Genomic DNA, 18,019 nt, shown 5'->3' on the forward strand with positions numbered 1-18,019 from the left:
CCGACGCCGCGCCGCGGGACGCCGGCGAGCTGCTCCTTCACCGCCTTGACCAGATCGCCCGCGGATTGCCCACCCGCAAGCGCGTCGTCGACGTCGATTCCGTCGGTGGTCAGGAGCACCGGGTACAGGGTGGTGAACCAGCCGACCGTGCGCGACAGGTCGGCGCCGGGCAGTAGCTCTTCCTCTCGGCCGTGGCCCTCCAATGCGACGACGAGAGAGGTCGCCGACTCGCCGCGTCCCCGCAGCCAGTGGGTCGCGGCCAACGCGAATGCGGCCAGCAGTCCGTCGTTCACGCCACCGTGGAATGCCTGGGGCACGCGGGTCAGCAACGTGTCGGTCAACTTGGGCGAGAGCACGAGCTCCCGGTGCTTGAGGGTTCGGACCAGATCCCGATCGGGCTGAACCGTCAGACTGGGGTTGTCGGTTGCCGACGCCACGGACCGCCAGTGATCGAGTTCGTCGAGAAGTGCCGGATCGCCCGCCAGCTCCTTCAGACCATGAGCCCACCGGCGCATCGATGTGCCCACCGGATCGAGCCGAACCGGCTCTCCCGAGGAGATCTGAGCCCATGCCGTCGCGAGATCGGGTAGCAGGATGCGCCACGAGACGCCGTCGACGGCGAGGTGATGCAGAACGATCAGCAGTCGCCGCTCGGAGTCCGCGCCAGAGGGTGCCTCGACAACCGTGACGGACATGACGCGGCCGGATTCGGGATCGAGAGCATCGGTCGCGGCAATTGCCGCCGTCTCCATCGCATCGTCGAACGCCGACGAACCCCGCGACGCGGCAACGGCGATCTCGTCGACGGGCACCTCGGACGAGTCTTCCGCCGGTGCGATCACATGGCGTAGTCCGTTGTCGCCGAACGTCAGTCGCGACCGCAGCACATCATGGTGCCGCCGGACGCCGGCAAGGGCCTGACGGAGGACTTCGACGTCGAAGGGCTCAGGAGCGGAGACCACAACGGACTGGGAGTACGGACCGACGGCCGCCGGTTCCTGCGCCATCCAGCTCATGATCGGGGTCAGGGCGACCTCGCCCACCCCGCCGCCGTCGAGTTCCTCGGCGACCACGGTCGAGCTCTCTTCCCGGGCGACCTCGGCCAGTTCACCGATCGTCTTGTGCTCGAACACCTCTCGTGATGAGAAGTGCAGGCCGATCGCCCGCGCACGCGACACCAACTGGATCGACATGATGCTGTCGCCGCCGAGACCGAAGAACGAGTCGTCGAGTCCGACACGGGGCTGACCGAGCAGGTCTGCGACCAGGTCGGTGATCGCACGTTCCTTGTCGGTGGTCGGCGGACGGAACGTCACGGTCTGAGCACTGAAATCAGGTTCCGGCAGTGCTTTTCGGTCGATCTTTCCACTGGCACCGAGGGGCATCTGCGGGAGTTCGACGATCGCGTCGGGAACCATGTACTCGGGTACCCGGGCTCGCACGGTGTTCATCAACTGCGCGGTGTCGACACCGCTGCCCACCACGTACGCAACCAGACGCTGACCATGGGCACTGCGGTGCACCACGACCACGGTCTCGCGAACCGAATCGTCAGCCAGCACAGCGGATTCGATCTCGCCGAGCTCGATCCTGAGGCCACGGACCTTGACCTGGAAGTCGCTACGTCCCACATACTCCAGCGACCCGTCGGCCGACCAGCGCACGAGATCCCCGGTCCGGTACATGACCGAACCGTCCGGGCCGAACACGCAGGGAACAAAACGTTCGGCGGTCAGGTCCGGACGACCGAGGTACCCGCGGGCCACCTGCGCGCCGGACAGGTACAGCTCACCGACAGCACCGATCACACAGGGCCGCAACCTGCGGTCGAGCACCCACGCCCGGCAGTTCCACACCGCGCGGCCGATCGGCACGGTGTGCACCGACTCGGCGTCGACCGCCGAATACGTCGCGTGGACAGTGAATTCTGTTGGGCCGTACAAATTTTCGATCTGCACACCGGGCAGCGCCTGGTGTGACTGAGCCGCGAGCTTGGCCGGGAACGCTTCGCCGGCGACCAAGAGCAAACGCAGTGAGCCAGGCTCGATCCGGCCGATCTCACCGAGGAAGAGCTGAAGCATCGAAGGAACGAACGAGGTGGCCGTGACCCCCTCGGACGCGATCACACCGGCCAGGTACTCGGGATCGAGGTGGCCGTCCGGCTCGGCGATGACAAGTCTGGCGCCGACCGTGGGGGCGAACAGCTCCCACACCGACACATCGAAGGTGGTCGGCGTCTTCTGCAAGATGACGTCGTTCGACCCGATCTCGTAATGCCCTGCGAGCCAATCCAACTGGTTGGCGACACTGTGATGGGGTACGGCCACACCCTTGGGCTTGCCTGTCGAGCCCGAGGTGAACAGTACGTAGGCCAGTGAGGAAGGGCGCAGCGGCGCGATGCGCTCCGCGTCGTCGACCTGACCGTCGGGCAGCGCGTCCAGATCCAGATCATGCAGATCCACCGTGGCGGTCGCACCGAGGTCGACGACGGCACGATCGGATTCCGCGATGAAGACGCAGAGTGGCTCGGCGGTCCGCAGGACATCAGCGATGCGCGAGCTGGGATGATCGGGGTCGATCGGCACGTAGGCGCCGCCGGCCTTGAGGACGGCGTAGAGCGCGGCCAACATCTCGGCAGAGCGCCGAAGCGCAACGCCCACGCGAACCTCCGGGCCCACGCCGGCGCCGATCAGATGGCGGGCGAGCTTGTTCGTCCACGCATCGAACTCGGCAAATGTGAGGCGGCGATCGCCGTCGACCACCGCGATGGCGTCCGGCCGTGCTGCGAGTTGCCGGTTCCACATCTCGATGAGGTCGTGCGACGCCACCGGATGTTCGGTCGAGTTCCACTGGACCATCGTGGCGGCGATCTCGGCCGGTGAACCGAGATTGAGCGCCCCGACGGGTGTCTCCGGGGCGGCCCGCAACATCTGGGCGAGGAAGTCGGTGAACCTGCGGTGGTGCCGCTGCAGGTCCTCGTCGGCGTACGTCTGCGGGTTGGCTTCGAAGTCGACACGCAGATTCGATCCCTGGACCCCTGGATAGAGGTTCATGGACAGGTCTTCGACGGGCCCGGTGGTCAGGACGTGCAGATGACCGACGACGTCGCCGAGCTGCAGCACCGGGTGGAACATCATGAGATTCACCGACGGCCCGAACAGTCCGCGTTGCCCGGTGCCCTGGCCGATGTCACGACGCATGTCTTCGTGCCGGTACAACTGCCGCCGGAGGGCACCGGTCAGCTCGGTCTGGACGGTGCGGACCAGATCGGCGATGGTGGTCGACGGGGTGACGGTCAGACGCATCGGAACGATGTTGGACACCATTCCCCCGGCCCGCCGGAGCTTGGCGGTGTTGCGAGCGGAGACCGGCAGACTCAGGACCACGTCTTCGCTGTCGGTCATCCGCGCGAGGTACGCCGCAAACGCCGCGATGACCGCGGGAGCCGAACTACCCGACGCATCGCGGGCCGCCTCGTCGAGAAGCGCCGCGGTGTCGTCGGGAAGCGTGGACGAGGCGAGTCGCGAGAACTCTCCCGGGACCGCGCGTTGCTGCGACAACGAGAGCGCGGCAGGCAGATCCGCCGTTCGCTCCGCCCAGTATTCGCGATCCTTGGTGAATCGGTCCGATTCCCGGTAGCGCCGTTCATCGGCGATGATCTCGGGCAAGGCCGCACCCTTGGCGGGCGGGATCTCGTCGTCCGAGGCGAGGGCGGTGTACACCTCGGCGATGCGCGTCACCATCGCCATCGCGCCGAAACCGTCGAGCGCGATGTGATGGGTGCGGATGTACCAGTAGTAGTGGTCGGTGCTGATGCGCAGAAGGGCGCTGACGGTCAGCCGGTCCCGGAGGAGATCAATCGGGCGGCGGTACTCGTCGCGCATCCAGCGCTGCGCCGCGGTCTCGGCATCGGGGGAATCGACCAGGTCGACGAATTCGATGGTGTCATCGATGCTGCCGTCCACACGCTGCAAGGGCAGACCATCGGTTTCGACGAGGCCTAGGTATCCCGATCCCATTTCGCGGCCGACGAAGCGCGACGCCCGGGTGAGGGTATCGATGTCCACCGGGCCGACCAGCTCCACGTACTGGGCGATGTTGATCGCGACCTCGCCCAGACTCTGCTGGGCGAACCAGATCCCACGCTGCGCCGCCGACAGCTCAAAAGGGTCGCCGGGCGCATCTGCTGGTACGTCTGAACGGCCAGCACTCAAAGTTTGCCGCTCCAATCTCCAACGCTTGCTCGCCTCGGCCTCAATGACGATGAATACTTGTATCTGCGAATGTAATCGCGGTGTCTTCCTTGTTCACATTCAACCCGCAAGTGGTCGCTTAGACAGTAACCACGCAGGCGAGTCGCAGATATCTGCCACTCGAATGGCATGCCTTTCTGTGACCTATCGACCAGATTGTCATAGCCGTTACATCGTTGCTTCGGCGGCCCGGATCAGCTCGACATCGCGGTTCTGGCGAGTCGGTCGGGCGTCTCCGGCAGCGCAATCAAGTATAGACCAGGCCTTGCGCACCATCGCTGACGTTCGATCGGTGGCTGTCACCAGGAGCGACGAGTCCGGCCCCCTCGGGCGCGGTGTGCGTCCGAGGGGGCCGGTGTCGAATACCTGGAGGCCGACCGTTGGGGCCGGTGGTGGTGAACTACCCGCCGGCGAGCCTGCTGGCGATCACACGGAGGTCGATCTCACTCGTTCGCCCGGCGGTGACACGCTGCTGGGGCGGTGCCGTCGCGGTGTGCAATTCGTCGAAGTCGCCGCGGATCTGAGCAAGTGCATCGTCGACAATCGCAGCGACAACCGACCCGTCGGTTTCCGCCCCGAGAGCCGGGATGCCCGCGAAGATCGCGGCAACAACAGCGGATCGGTCGTCCATGTACTGGTTCCGGGTCACCGGCATCATCAGATTGATCGCACCGGTGAGGTCGCGGTACGTCAGCGCACGCGATCTGTACCGGACGACCACCCGGTCAGGGGTCACTCGAGTGATCTCGCCCACCGCGGCAGGCAGGTCCACCCTCTGAGATGAAGGCGCCATAGCCCGCTGTTGCGGCCGAATCGTTGAAATAGCCATCTGCTCACCAACCCTGTGCATCTGCCTCGACCCTCAATGGGTCGGCGTAGCTAATATTCACAGTACCTGGGCAGTAAGGGAAGGGAAGTATTCCAGCTGTTACAAGATCCGGGTGTGATCTATGACACACCTTGGGTGCAAGCCCTTTGACCTGGGCAAACGGAAGCCCGGCACACATCGAATATGAAACATTCGATGCGAATTCGTGTCATTGTCATCGCGTGTTTCGGCGAGACCCTCCGGCCTTCACGGTGGTGTGTCGTGCCGACCAGCGGTCGCGCACCTACTGCTGAGAATCGGCTTCCATGGCCTCGATCAGGCTCTTCGGGCGCAGGTCGGTCCAGTGTTCGTTCACGTAGTCGAGGCACTCGGTGCGCGATGCCTCACCGAAGACCTTGTTCCATCCGGCCGGGATGTCGGCGAATGTCGGCCACAGCGAATGCTGGTTCTCGTCGTTGACCAACACAAAGAATCGGCCGTCTTCGTCGTCGAATGGATTGCTCATGAGCGGACCCTTCTCCTGTTTCGATTACGCGTGAACCATGGTCGACACACACCACCGCCGGCGGCCCGTACCCCGCATCGGGTGCACAGACTGCCGGCGGACAGCAGATCAGACCAGTTCGGCTTCCGCGAGAACCATCATTGCCTGTATGCGTATCCCGGCAAGCGTATCGGCGAGGCCGCGCGGGCCCGACACCGCCAGCCCGGGTACGGAAGTCATGAGCGCGACGGTGAGGGCAGAATCATCCACCGCGTCGCTCGCCATCGCGATTGCGGCACCCTGTGCCCGTCCCTTGAGTTCGCCGAAGTTCACCGCGTAACCCTGACCGACCACCGCCGGCCGATCGCGGCCGATATCAGCAGCAGCCATCACGAGCTGCGTGAGTGTGCGATCCTCTCGGTTACGAGAGCCGCGTGCGTCGGATCGGGCCGACGACCCCTTGCCATAGCGGCGGAGCTGCAGTACCACAACGCCCTCCCTCTCAAAAACGTGCGCCGAATGCGTTCTTCTCGTGCAATTCGTCGGATCCCTGCAATAGCCCCGTCCAGGTCACCAAAGCATAGCCATTGTCAGGCCATTGAATACCAATTGCCCAACATTCCATTCATACGGACGATATCGCTGCGTCGAGCCGTAGCGTTACGGCCCGTTGGGTGCGATAGGTTCGTAACGAATCATCAGGTGTGATCGCGTCGCCATGGCGACCATGACGATGACGGGACGGACATGCAGGCGAGGCGGGGCCGAGTTACGCAGAACAGCGACGACCAGGACGGCGTACGAGCCTCCTCGGGCGCCCCGTCCACCTACCAGCAGCCGGTCGGCGGCGGCCGGCTACAGCACAGTGTGGTGGCGAACGACCTGGTCAAGACGTTCGGTGATTTCACCGCGGTCGACGGCATCAGTTTCCAGGTGCCGACCGGGACGGTGCTCGGGCTCTTGGGGCCGAACGGCGCCGGGAAGACAACAACCGTCAACATGCTGGCGACCCTGCTGACCCCCGACGGCGGCAGCGCCTCGATCGCCGGTTTCGACGTGGTCAAGGACCGCGCGGCGGTCCGCAAGTCGATCATGCTGACCGGGCAGTTCGCTGCCCTGGACGAATCTCTCACCGGACGCGAGAACCTCATCTTGTTCGGCAGGTTGATGGGTTTGCGCAAACGCGAGGCGAACGGCCGCGCCGATGAACTCCTCGAGGCGTTCAATCTTGTGGAGGCTGCGTCGAGGCGAGTGGGGAAGTTCTCCGGCGGAATGCGGCGGCGTATCGACATCGCCTGCGGTCTGGTGGTCCGGCCGGAGGTGGTCTTCCTCGACGAACCGACCACCGGCCTGGACCCACGAAGCCGTCAGGATGTGTGGAACATCGTGACGTCGCTGCGCGATCAGGGGATCACCACGCTGCTGACCACTCAGTATCTGGAAGAGGCCGACCTCCTCAGCGACCGGATCGTTGTCATCGACAAAGGGCGCGTGATCGCCGAGGGCACGGCTTCTGCGCTGAAGGAAGAGGTCGGCGGCACCTTCTGCGAGGTGATCCCGAGTTATCCCGATGACCTCAAGAAGCTCAAGCAACTCTTGGCCGACATGGTTCCACCGGACCAGATCCGCATCGACATGTCGCGAACCTCGTTGACGATGCCCGCGATCAATGCCACGCAGACACTTGTGGAGATCGTCCGCCGTACCGACGCCGCCCGTATCGAACTCACCGACGTCGGCCTCCGTCGTCCGTCGCTGGACGACGTGTTCCTGAAGCTGACCGAGTCACCGACCAGCAGCACCCCCACGACGTCTCCGGCCACCAGTTCCACGTCAGCCCGGGACCACCGATGACGACGCTGACGCCAGACCGGGTCGTCTCCTCCGGGAGCGATCGTTCGGTGCATGCCGGCCAGCAGTGGCTGGCCCTCACCAACCGGTCGCTGCGAGGGATGGCCCGCGAAGGACAGTTCCTTCTGTGCATCGTCTCCCCGGTACTGCTGACCGTCTGCTTCTATGTCCCGCTGCGGACGATCATGGATCTGTACCCCGGGATGGACTACGCCCAGTTCCTGATGCCGGTGATCTGCTTGCAGTCCGTGGGATTCGTGGCCACCTCCGCTGCCATGCGGGCCGCCACCGACGGCAGCCTGGGATTGAGCAATCGGCTGCGGAGCATGCCGGTGAACATCCTGGTACCACTCATGGCCAGGCTGGCCGCGAACGTCGTACTGCTCATCATCTCGTTGTGCTGGGCCATCATCTCCGGGCTCGTGATCGGGTGGAGACCGGAGTCGGGTCTGCTCAATTTCGCCGGCTTCCTGGGCGTCGCCCTTGTCGTCGGCATAATCCTGGCATTCGGTGCCGACACGATCGGCGCCCTGTCGCGAAACCCGCAGGCCACCAGCCAGGCCCTGGCCCTGCCGCAGTTGATCCTCGGAATGCTCTCCACCGGATTTGTCCCGGAAGAACGATTCCCCGAATGGATCAGACCATTCGCGCGCAACCAGCCGATCTCGCAATTCACCGAACTGATGCGGGGATTCGACGGCGGTGAGGTGACCTTGCGTCTCGCATTGCCCTCGATCCTGTGGGCCACGGGGGTTGTTGTCGTCGCCATGATCGGCGGTGCCTGGGTGATGATTCGGAGCAGCCGACGTTGAGCGAACACAAACGTCCGCCGCAGGAGGCCCCGGTACCGGTCGTGCCTCGTCGCCCCCGACACCGGGGTGACGGCGACGCCGCCGGATTACAGCACTGGTGGCGCACCGAACAGCCCCCGTCCGGACGACGCCGGAGCCGCCCCGACGATCTGCCGACCACGCGATTCGAACGTCTCGACCGCGGCGACGCAGACCAGACCGATTACGAAACCCCGGCCACAGCCGCCAATCGAACGTTCGTCGGCCCGTGGACGCTTCTCTCCCCTGGCGCTGCAGCTGCGGACTGGACCGCAGAACAAGCAGTCCTGCGCCCTTCGGGCCGTGCGGGAGCCACCGCATACCGCGGTCAGCAGCTCACGCAGTTCACCGATCCGGGCGCTCTGGACACCAGCCATGTATCGGCCGAACTCCAGCAGGCCCAGACCGTTCGTCTGGACGTGCGGAAGATCGCCGCCGCTGCTGCTGCCGTCGAGGCGGCCGAGCAGGAGTCGGCGGGCGACCACCGCAAGGACCTCGCCACCGCGTTCGCCGATCACCCCGAGGCCCGCGAACGGGGTCTCAAGGCGTTCTTGCGGCACGCCCGCATACTCACCGGCCGACAGTTGCTCGTCGTCACGCGGGACCGCCTCACCCTGATGCAGAGCATGCTGTTCCCACTGCTGAGCATGGTCATGTTCAAGGTTGTCCTCGGAGACGCCGTCGGACAGGCCACGGGGCAGAACAGTGCCTACGGCACCGTGCCCCTGGTTGTCCTGGTCGGAGCGATGTTCGGCTCGCTCGCCGTGGGCACCCGGCTGATCAGCGAACGGCGAACAGGACTGCTGACCCGCCTCTATGTACTACCGGTCCACCGGGCGGCCGATCTGACATCGCGTGTCAATGTCGAGCTGATCCGGATCCTGGTCAGTACAGCGATCCTGACAACCGCGGGCCTGGCCATCGGATGGCGCTTCAACCAAGGGATCCTGCCGGCAATCGGCATCTTCGGGGTCGCCCTCCTCTACGGTGCGGCCTACTCGACGATCGTTCTGACACTGGCGGTTTCGGCGTCGAACCTCCCCCTGGTCCCCATCATGTCGCTCATCACAAGCCTTTTGATGTTCTTCAATTCGGGGTTCTCGCCGATCGAGGCCTATCCGGAGATCCTGCAGCCTCTGGTCCGCAACCAGCCCATGACGTGTGCCATCGAGACCATGCGTGCGCTGGCCGTCGGTGGACCGGTGGCCGACAGTCTGATCAAGACGGTCGCCTGGGCGGTGGGCGCGATCGTGATCTTCGCCTACCCGGCACTGCGCGGGTACCGACGAGCCGCGGCCTCGCGGACCTGACCGGCTCCTTCACCCGGCCTGGTCGGTTCGAAAACCGCCGAGTTGGGGCGTTGTTGCCTAACATCAACATCCATGCCACGGAAACCGACGCGATGAAACAGATCGCGGGACGCGACGCCGCATACGTGTATCTCGGCGATCAGAATTCCTCGACCATAGTGTCGTGCTACCTGCTGCCCAACCCAGAGGGCCGGGCGCTGACCATCGGTCACATCGAAGCAGTGCAATGGTTGCGCGAGCGCCTCGAGGTGTCGGACCTGTTCACCAGCAAGTTGATGCGTCTACCCGGCGACATCGGGTTGCCCTACTGGGTGCCGGATCCGGCATTCGACCCCGCCGCGCATGTCCGGTTCCATGGCGTGGCGGATTGGTCCGCAGCCCGAGACCTGGTGGCGGACATCGCGGCCACACCACTGGACCCGTCCCGTCCGCTGTGGCTGATGCATGTCATCACCGACATCCCCGACGCACCGGACCAAGCCGGGCTGTCAACGCTGGTGGCACTGCACTACCACCACGCCGCCTTCGACGGGCTTTTGTTCAGTGCCCTGACCACCACCATGTTCAGCGATCTCGAGATAACCGACGAGGTCCGGGCCGCCGGCCGAATCGTGGGGCCGGCCGACGCATCGCGGGCGACTGTCGCCCTGCGGGAACTGATCCGACTGCCCGGTCACCTTCGGCGCTTCGCCACCGTGGGTGCCTCGGCGATTCGTCGGGCGCGGGCAGATCCGACGACGCCCGGCCCCAGAGCACCTCGCACGTGGCCGGTCATCCGGTTCAACGCACCGTTCGAAGGACCGCGGATCGCGGACAGTGTGATGATCGATCTTCAAGACGTGCACGACGTGCGGTCTCGTGTTCCAGGCGCGACCGTCAATGACCTGATGCTGTCCGTGATAGGCGAGGCCACCCGGCGCTACCTGACCCAGGTGGGGGAACGGCCCCGATCGTCGATGTCCGCATTGGTGCCGATGTCGACTCGGGCGATGCGGGAGTCCGCATCGGCCAATCAATTCGTGCCGATGATTGTCGATCTGCACACCGTCGAGGCCGACCTCACCGCACGTGTCCGGCTGATCTCCGACGAGACGAGCCGGGAGAAGAAGCGGATCATCGACGAGGTGAGTCGAGCGCCTGTTGCTGTCGTGGACGTCACGCCCGCACCGCTGCTCCGCATCCTCGGTGTCCTCACGAGACAGCAGCCCAAGGCGGCCCCAGCTTCGCCCGCGTTCAACATCGTGGTGACCAACGTCAGCAGCGCACAAACGAGACGAAAGATCTTCGGGCTGGACGTTCTGGGCGGCTTCGCGGTGCAAACCGTGGCCGGCGGGTCGACCCTGGCCCATGTGGTCACGAACCGCGCCGACAAGCTGGCGGTGTCGATCACCGCCGACCGGGCGATGCTTCCCGACATCACCGAGTACTGCCAGATCATCGAGCAGTCCTTCAAGACGCACCAGGCCGAGGTCGGTTGAGACCCCTGACCACTCATTCACCTGGCCAGCTGAACCACGCTCGTCGCAACCGAGGTCCTGCACGTCCCGGGACCGGGTCGACAGCTCGTCACACCACCGGAGATCGCTCATGAAACAGGTCACCGCGCGTGACGCCGCATACCTCTACCTCGGGGACGGGAACGCGACGGCCACGGTGGTCAGCTGCCAGATCCTCGTGAACCCCTCCGGCCGGCCGCTCGAACTCACTGAGGATGTCCTGCTGGAGTGGATAGGCCAACGAGTCTGCATCTCAGACCTGTTCAACAGCAAGTTGATCCGGCTACCGGCAGACATCGGTTACCCGTATTGGGTTCCTGATCCCGATTTCTCGGCGGCCGCCCACCTGCAGGTCCACCGCGGGGTTGGCACGTGGTCCTCGGCGCTGGCTCTCGTGGAGCAATTCGGGGACACAACAATGGACCTGTCCCACGCTCCCTGGCTCGTGCACCTCATCCCCGATGTCACCGGCGTGCCCGGCCAATGCGGCCTGTGCAGTCTTGTCGTGTTCCGGTTCCATCACATCGCGTTCGACGGAGTCACTTCGGCCACCCTGGGTGAGAAGGTCTTCGGCGGCGACGTCGTGAGCGATACAGCGCGCGCGGATGGCCGGGTCGTCGGAACGGACACCGCATCTCGCGCTGCTCTGACCCGTCGCGAACTCCGCCGCGGACCGGCGATCTGGGGACGGTTCGCGAAAGAGGGCGCGAAGCTTGTGCGGGCATCCAGACAGCAAGCCCGGGCGAGCGGCAGGCACCAGCATCGGGTGTGGCCGGTAACCCGTTTCAACCAGGTCTTCCGCGGACCACGGACAGCAGGTTACGTACGCTTCGACCGCGACGATGTGATCAGGATGAAGTCCCGACTGGAAGGCGCCACGGTCAACGACCTCATGCTGTCGATCGTCGGACAAGCCGTCGACGAATATCTCCGTCGCAACGACGAGACCCCGGAGTCGTCGCTCTCTGCTCTGGTTCCGGTGTCCACCAGGGGAATGCGGGAAGCGGATGCGGCAAACCAGTTCGTTCCGGTGGTCGTGGATCTGGTGACCACCGAAGCGGATCCCCGGGTGCGGATATCGCTGATCGCCGCGGAGACCGCGCGCAAGAAGATCAGAGTCAAACAGAAGGTGGCAGAACAGACGGCAGGGTTCATCGACATCGTGCCCGCACCAGTTCTCCGGATGCTCGGGTCTCGCTCTCCACACCGCGGCAAGGCTCCCGGGCGACCCCGCTTCAATGTGGTGATCACCAACTTGCCCGGCGTCGCCCGGTACGGGAGTGTATGCGGCATTGCGATCGTGGACAGTTTTACATTACAACCGCTCGGCACGGGAGGGACTCTGGCACACGCGATTTCCGACCGGGGTGACCACATCGCCATGTCGATCACGGTCGACTCGGCAGTGATGCCCGACATCGGCGAATACTGTCAGATCGTCCGCGAGTCGTTCGAGGCGCACCGAGCCACCATCATCTGAGGTCATCGACCAATGCCCCCTCCACGATCACAGCGCCGGGAACCGTCTTGTGTCTCCGTGATCATCCCGGTCAGAAACGGCATGCCCTACCTGATCGAGCAGATGAAAGCTCTTGCCGCCCAGGATTATCAAGGCGGCTGGGAGGTGGTGATCAGCGACAACGGTTCGACCGACGGATTACGCGAATTCATCGATGGCCCAGCGATCCCCGACGGTCTCCACGTCGTCTACGTCGACAGTTCTGCGGTGCCGGGGGCGTCGCATGCGCGTAATGCGGGCGCCGAGGCCGCCCGAGGTGATTTCCTCGCGTTCGTCGACAGTGATGACCGGGTACGCCCACACTGGCTCAGCAGCATGGCGGCCGCCGCTGAAGCCGCCGACCTCGTGTCGGGATCCCTCGACACCGAGGCGCTCAACTCCCCTGAGGTTCGGATGTGGCGGCCGATCCCTTTGCCCGAAGACGGTTGGCCGGTACCGGGCTGGTATCCGACCGCCATCGGCGCGAACATGGGCGTGTGGCGCGATGTCCACGACCGTATCGGCGGATTCGACGAGACCTTTGTCCACACGGCCGAGGACAACGACTACGTATGGCGCGCACAACTGGCTGGGTACGTGCTCGTACACAGCCCTGAAGCCCTACTCGACTACCGACTGCGCAACACTTACCGGTCTCTGTGGAAACAGATCTACATCTATGGCCGGGGGGCGGCGCAGATCCATTCCCGCTACCGGAAGATGGGTTTCACCCAATACAACCGGCCGCTGCTGTTCCCGCTGGTGGTGACGTCGCTCGCACTTCGCAATCCTCTTTTGCCGCAAGCAGTCACCCGCATGAACACCGGTCGGTGGATTTATCACGTCGCTCACGAGGCAGGCAAGATCCGCGGCGGGATCACCCACCGCATGCTGTGCTTGTGAGTCCGTCGGGGCTCGAGAGTTCGACGACGGTCAACGGTGGGCGCGGGGAGTGAGCCGAGTCTGTGGCGGCCGGATGAGGTTCCGGATCGTGAATCGCCGCGAGACGGGATCGTATGCCCGAAAGGGCACCCAGTTGATCAGATAGAAGGGCATGGCGACGACAAGCATCTGCACCACCGCCTTCGCTCGCTCCCTGGGCAGCCCATGCACTTTGAAGGTCCGCTGATCTCGCAGGCAGTACCTGAAGTATGCCGGGGGCGGGGTGAGGAAACGCCGGCCGGAGATTGTTGCGTCGGCACCGGGGATCAGACCGATTCGGACACCGCTCCGCTTGAGGCACAGGGTCAGATCGAGATCCTCGAACACGTCCGAGCGCATACAGCTGCACGAACGCGCCTGACCCCACGCCGTTTTTGTCATTGCCATGTTCGACCCGAACAACCGCTGAAGATCTGGCCCCTCGGACCCGGGCCGCTCCGACATCGCGGCCAGCTTCGCCCGGGCGTCGTCGGTGATACCGATGTGTGATCGCCGAAAGCGATCTTGGAACGGCAGATCATGAGAAGTGCACAACCCGGTGCCCGCTTCGTAAACGTCACCGTACTGGTCGAAGAACTCTTTGATCGACTGCGCCCACCCTGGACCGACGCGCGAATCGGCATCGATGCGAGCGAGCACATCCCCACGGGCATTGTCGAAACCGACTGTGCGGGCGTGAATCACGCCTTGTTCGGTGGCCACCACCGACCGGAACTTGCCGTACTTCGAAGCGAATTCCTCAACAAGCGAAGCGGTTTCATCAGTCGAGTTGTTGTCCACCACCACGATCTCGTACAGGTGGGTCAGTTGCGGTACCAAGCTGTCGAGGCAACCCCTGAGAGTCTCGGCCTCGTTGTAGGCCGGGATCACGACGGTCAACCGAGATTCGTCCATGGCCCCACCGTAGCCACCGGCGTTGACGGAGGACAACCGGACATTCAGGTGGGTAAATCAGTAGATCAGATCCATGATGCGAGTCGCGACCATCATGACGGTCGCGTGCGGCCCCGACGAGCCGGCCGTCGGCAGGATGGAGGCATCGATCACCCTCAGACCATCGACCCCGTTCACCGCACCGGCCCAGTCCGTGCCCACACCCATCGGCAGTGTGCCCCAGGCGTGCTGTGAGGTCCTCAGTACCGGATCGATCTGAGCACTCCCCTTCCCCGCGTACACGGAGAAGTGATCACTTTCGAGCATCCCCCGCAGTCGCTCGGCCCACACGCCCAGGGTGCGCGTGTCAGCGCCGTCGAGCTCACCGAGGTCGACCTGCAGGCCGTGCGTCGCATCCCACGAAAGGGATCCGGCACCGTGCGGACGCATCAGGGCTGCCCCGAAAGCCGGCACCGTCGCCGGCAGACCGTCGATGAAGTCGGCGAACTCCCCTCCGTAACAACGTAACTCGACACCGTCGGAGGTGTGCACCACGGACTGCAGCAACGCCGGGGGTTTCGCGACGGGCAGCGCCGCGGGGCTGAACCGCACGAGCACTTCGCGATGCTCCCACACATCCAGGCTGTGAATCTGCACGCCTGGTGACCGGATCAGCAGCTCTGCAGTCCCCAGGGTTCCGGCACAGACAATCACTTCGTCAGCAGCGAACACATCGTCACCGACGGCGACTCCCGTGACGCGCCCTCCCCGCACCACGAGCTCGGTGGCCGCGGCGCCGGTGAGCAGACGCAGACCCGACCGGCCGCCATCGTCAGTCATCCAGTGCGCTGCCGACCGACGTAAGGGGCCGTCCCGATTCGAACGCACCCGGTTGATCCCCACATCGGTCCACGGCGCGTCGACACGGGCAAGACCCTCTGATTCCCAATGACTCTCGAACGCCTCGGCATACCCACCGATCTCATCGTCGGCAAATGCCGAGACATGCATCGAGCCGCCGCCCTGCACGCCACCATCAAGACTGTCGTAGGTGTCGCCGATGACCGGCATCGGCCAGATCTCCTCGGACCAGCCGGTGAAATCCGAACGATGCCAACGCAGGAAGTATCCGCCGTTGACCACCGACGAGCCGCCCACACCGCGCCCTCGGGGTAGGTCGAACCCCTGCCTGCTGCGATACCGCGCCACCCGGTCCGAACCCGGTCCAATCGGAAGTCGGTCCAGGCGCAGCGCGGATGGCCCCGGTGAACCGGGCCCAGCCTCTAGCCACAGGACCCGCCGATCCGGATCTCGCGAAAGGCGCTCGGCGACAACACTCCCGCTGCTGCCAGCGCCGACAACGATGACGTCCGCGCCGACTTCGGCAGCTCCCCTCATCAGGTCATCGAGGGGCGACGCGGGGGCGCGCTTTGGTCGACACCGTATTACTGATCCGCGGATAGAGTGCGTCGATGCTGCGGCCGGCAAGCGCCCCCTGCCACAAACCTGCGCCGTAGGCCAGATCGTCGAGCCGTTTGAGCACCATGAACCGCCACCAGCCGACGCGTGCACCGGGCTCGGGGTTCACCAGCTCCAACCGGACCCACTCGTATGCTGCCTCCCCGACCGCAACGGTGAGCAGCAGCAGCCGAAAACGCTTGGACACCAAGGCGAGGAGAATCGACAGCGGCCAATAGTGGCGACACATCGCAGACGCCGACTGCAACACCCCGAATCCCACCGACTGCGCTGTCAGTTTGGCGGCCGTGCGGGCGGCATCGGGCATCGACGACACCCGGCGATGCAGCCGCCCGCCGATCACTCCGAAGACGGCGAGCGCGGCCATGACCCCCCAGGCCGTCCCCGTGACCAGCGCCGCCATCGCTGCCGCCATGGGAACGGTGAGGGCCAAGGGAGCACCCATGCCCGGATGACGGCCCGACAGCAGCGCCGCGCCGGTCCCGTAATACCGTTTGCGGTCGAGGCTTTTGGAGAGACGATGCCGGTGGTCGTGGGCGACGGTGGCGATGGGGTCGTATCGCAGCGACCACCCGTCCGCATGGAGCCGCCAGCACAGGTCCACGTCCTCGGCAACCTCCATCGACTCGTCGAATCCGCTGAAGCAGTTGCGGCGCACGATCATTGCCGCGCTGGGGACGTAGGGAATGCGCGACCGGGGCGCCACCGGACCTTCTCGGCGGCCCATGTCGAGGGAAGAACACAGCGCCTCGTACCGCGAGGTGGCGCCGCCGCCCGGCTCGAGCGCGACAATTCGTGGCGCTGCCAGGGCGACCTTCGGGTCCGAGAAGTGGCCGAGCAACTTGGTGAGCCAATCATGCTCTGGCACGACGTCGGAGTCGAGAAAGGCCAGCAACTCGGTGTCCGCGTGGGCGGCTCCCCTGTTCCGCGCCGCTGCGGGTCCACGACTGCGCTCGAGGCGGATCACCTGGGCGCCTGGCGCCTCGATCGGTACGGTCGACCCGTCGTCGACCACGATGACCTTGTGACCGGCCAGACCCGGTAACAGCCGGTCGATTCCGGACTGGTTGTCGCGCACCGGGACCACCACGGTGACGTCGGTGTCGGTCGGGCCGAACATCGGCCGTGGGTGACCGACGCCGGCATCGAGCAACTTCCTGGCCAGTTGCGACGTGGTGCGGTCGTGCACCGTGAGCCGTCCGTCGGCGTCGAGTAGGCCGCCGGCCAGCTCGGACAGGTTCAGGAGACGGGTCGGCGATCCCCCGATGATGTGGCGACGGTCGTCGGAGATCATGCAGCGCGGATCGAGCTGCACCTGAAATCCGGGGGCGGGACCGCGACGTCGGGATCGACCGGTACGTCGACCTGCGATCCGTCCGGGTCCCCACCTTCGTCTTCGCGCTCATCCTGCCGACTTCCGGCGATCACGTGAGCATCCCGTTCGAGTCAGGCTCCCACCGACCGACAGCGTCGGCCAGCCGCACGGCCATGTCGCTGAGCATTCGCCTCCCTTCGGCGGCCGAAGCCGCCATCGGATCGCCGAGTATCCCGTTGTCACTCACAGCTGCCACTCCCCCTGCGCGCATCGATGCCATCAATTCGGACACCGGAGTCACGTTGCCGCTGACCATCTCTTCGACGCGCACGGCCATCGGCGAGATGTGCAGCAACAGCGACGTTTCCGTGTAACCGGCATGTGCGTCGGCGCCCGGTGAGGCGCATCCGAACCATGCCACTTCCCGACCCTCGGTGCGCAGTTGCGACACCGCCGACAACAACGTTCTCCCGTTGCCACCATGGGCGTTCACGAACACCAACCGGGCCGCCCATCGGCAGGCACTGCGCCCGTACTCGACCAGCATCGAGTGCAGCACCTCGTGCCCGATCGAGATGGTTCCGGGGAATCCTTCGTGCTCCCCGGCTGCGCCGTAATTGAGTGGTGGCGCGACCATCAGGTCGATCTCATGCGCCCACGACTCCGGGCCCGATCCTGTTGCGGCATCGGCAACGGCAGTCGCTATCCGCACATCGGTGTCGAGTGGCAGGTGTGGCCCATGTTGTTCGATGGAACCCAACGGGACGAGGACCGTGGCCGACCGATCATCCAACTCGGTCCAGCTTCGGAAGCCGAGCCCGCCCGAAGGTGTCATTCGGACAATGGTAGACCGTTGCCG

Annotated in this window: 13 protein-coding genes and 1 pseudogene (1 of these 14 only partly in view); 6 read left to right on the plus strand and 8 right to left on the minus strand. The window is 65.0% G+C overall.

All coding sequences use genetic code 11. The features are described from left to right. From MVA47_RS22345 to MVA47_RS22360, 4 genes and pseudogenes are all read right to left on the minus strand, one after another. Positions 1 to 4,229: pseudogene (locus MVA47_RS22345) on the minus strand (AMP-binding protein) (its annotated part extends 24,286 nt beyond the left edge of the window); the annotation flags it as partial. A 424-nt stretch (positions 4,230 to 4,653) separates the two neighbouring features. Continuing rightward, complete coding sequence (locus MVA47_RS22350) at positions 4,654 to 5,082, minus strand: hypothetical protein (protein WP_247209911.1); 429 nt, start codon at positions 5,080 to 5,082, stop codon at positions 4,654 to 4,656. A 283-nt stretch (positions 5,083 to 5,365) separates the two neighbouring features. Beyond that, the gene (locus MVA47_RS22355; RefSeq protein WP_247209912.1) at positions 5,366 to 5,587 is read right to left on the minus strand and encodes an MbtH family protein; all 222 of its coding nucleotides are present in this window, start codon (positions 5,585 to 5,587) and stop codon (positions 5,366 to 5,368) included. A gap of 108 nt (positions 5,588 to 5,695) precedes the next feature. Then, positions 5,696 to 5,956, minus strand: coding sequence for a hypothetical protein (locus tag MVA47_RS22360; protein ID WP_133248690.1), 261 nt, complete (start codon positions 5,954 to 5,956; stop codon positions 5,696 to 5,698). 357 nt (positions 5,957 to 6,313) lie between these two features. Here MVA47_RS22360 and MVA47_RS22365 point away from each other — a divergent pair, with 357 nt between their 5' ends. The 6 genes from MVA47_RS22365 to MVA47_RS22390 all read left to right on the plus strand — a co-directional run bounded on the left by MVA47_RS22365 (position 6,314) and on the right by MVA47_RS22390 (position 13,454). Then, a complete protein-coding gene (locus MVA47_RS22365) occupies positions 6,314 to 7,420 on the plus strand; it encodes an ATP-binding cassette domain-containing protein (protein WP_247209913.1) in 1,107 nt (368 codons plus the stop codon). After that, positions 7,417 to 8,229, plus strand: a complete 813-nt coding sequence (locus MVA47_RS22370) for an ABC transporter permease (RefSeq protein WP_247209914.1) — start codon at positions 7,417 to 7,419, stop codon at positions 8,227 to 8,229. The genes MVA47_RS22365 and MVA47_RS22370 overlap by 4 nt, the downstream gene beginning before the upstream one ends. Beyond that, positions 8,226 to 9,557, plus strand: coding sequence for an ABC transporter permease (locus MVA47_RS27345; protein ID WP_374474295.1), 1,332 nt, complete (start codon positions 8,226 to 8,228; stop codon positions 9,555 to 9,557). The genes MVA47_RS22370 and MVA47_RS27345 overlap by 4 nt, the downstream gene beginning before the upstream one ends. A gap of 92 nt (positions 9,558 to 9,649) precedes the next feature. Beyond that, positions 9,650 to 11,035: a wax ester/triacylglycerol synthase domain-containing protein gene (locus MVA47_RS22380; RefSeq protein ID WP_247209915.1), complete on the plus strand. Its 1,386-nt coding sequence runs from the start codon at positions 9,650 to 9,652 to the stop codon at positions 11,033 to 11,035. Positions 11,036 to 11,144: 109 nt separating this feature from the next. Next, a complete protein-coding gene (locus MVA47_RS22385) occupies positions 11,145 to 12,533 on the plus strand; it encodes a WS/DGAT domain-containing protein (RefSeq protein ID WP_247209916.1) in 1,389 nt (462 codons plus the stop codon). A gap of 12 nt (positions 12,534 to 12,545) precedes the next feature. Next, positions 12,546 to 13,454 (plus strand): glycosyltransferase family 2 protein, encoded by a 909-nt coding sequence (locus MVA47_RS22390; RefSeq protein WP_281504851.1) that lies wholly within the window; start codon positions 12,546 to 12,548, stop codon positions 13,452 to 13,454. Positions 13,455 to 13,484: 30 nt separating this feature from the next. On the opposite strand, the gene MVA47_RS22395 is transcribed toward MVA47_RS22390, so the two are convergent. The 4 genes from MVA47_RS22395 to mftE all read right to left on the minus strand — a co-directional run bounded on the left by MVA47_RS22395 (position 13,485) and on the right by mftE (position 17,995). Further along, entirely contained in the window at positions 13,485 to 14,387 is a 903-nt protein-coding gene (locus MVA47_RS22395) for a glycosyltransferase family 2 protein (protein WP_247209918.1), read from the minus strand. 57 nt (positions 14,388 to 14,444) lie between these two features. Further along, complete coding sequence (gene mftG, locus MVA47_RS22400) at positions 14,445 to 15,764, minus strand: mycofactocin system GMC family oxidoreductase MftG (RefSeq protein WP_247209919.1); 1,320 nt, start codon at positions 15,762 to 15,764, stop codon at positions 14,445 to 14,447. A gap of 4 nt (positions 15,765 to 15,768) precedes the next feature. After that, the gene (gene mftF / locus MVA47_RS22405) at positions 15,769 to 17,160 is read right to left on the minus strand and encodes a mycofactocin biosynthesis glycosyltransferase MftF (RefSeq protein ID WP_247209920.1); all 1,392 of its coding nucleotides are present in this window, start codon (positions 17,158 to 17,160) and stop codon (positions 15,769 to 15,771) included. Positions 17,161 to 17,269: 109 nt separating this feature from the next. Further along, on the minus strand, positions 17,270 to 17,995 hold the full coding sequence (mftE, locus tag MVA47_RS22410) for a mycofactocin biosynthesis peptidyl-dipeptidase MftE (RefSeq protein WP_247209921.1): 726 nt from the start codon (positions 17,993 to 17,995) through the stop codon (positions 17,270 to 17,272). Positions 17,996 to 18,019: the final 24 nt, after the last annotated feature.

It is taken from the genome of Williamsia sp. DF01-3, assembly GCF_023051145.1.
Taxonomy (GTDB): domain Bacteria; phylum Actinomycetota; class Actinomycetes; order Mycobacteriales; family Mycobacteriaceae; genus Williamsia.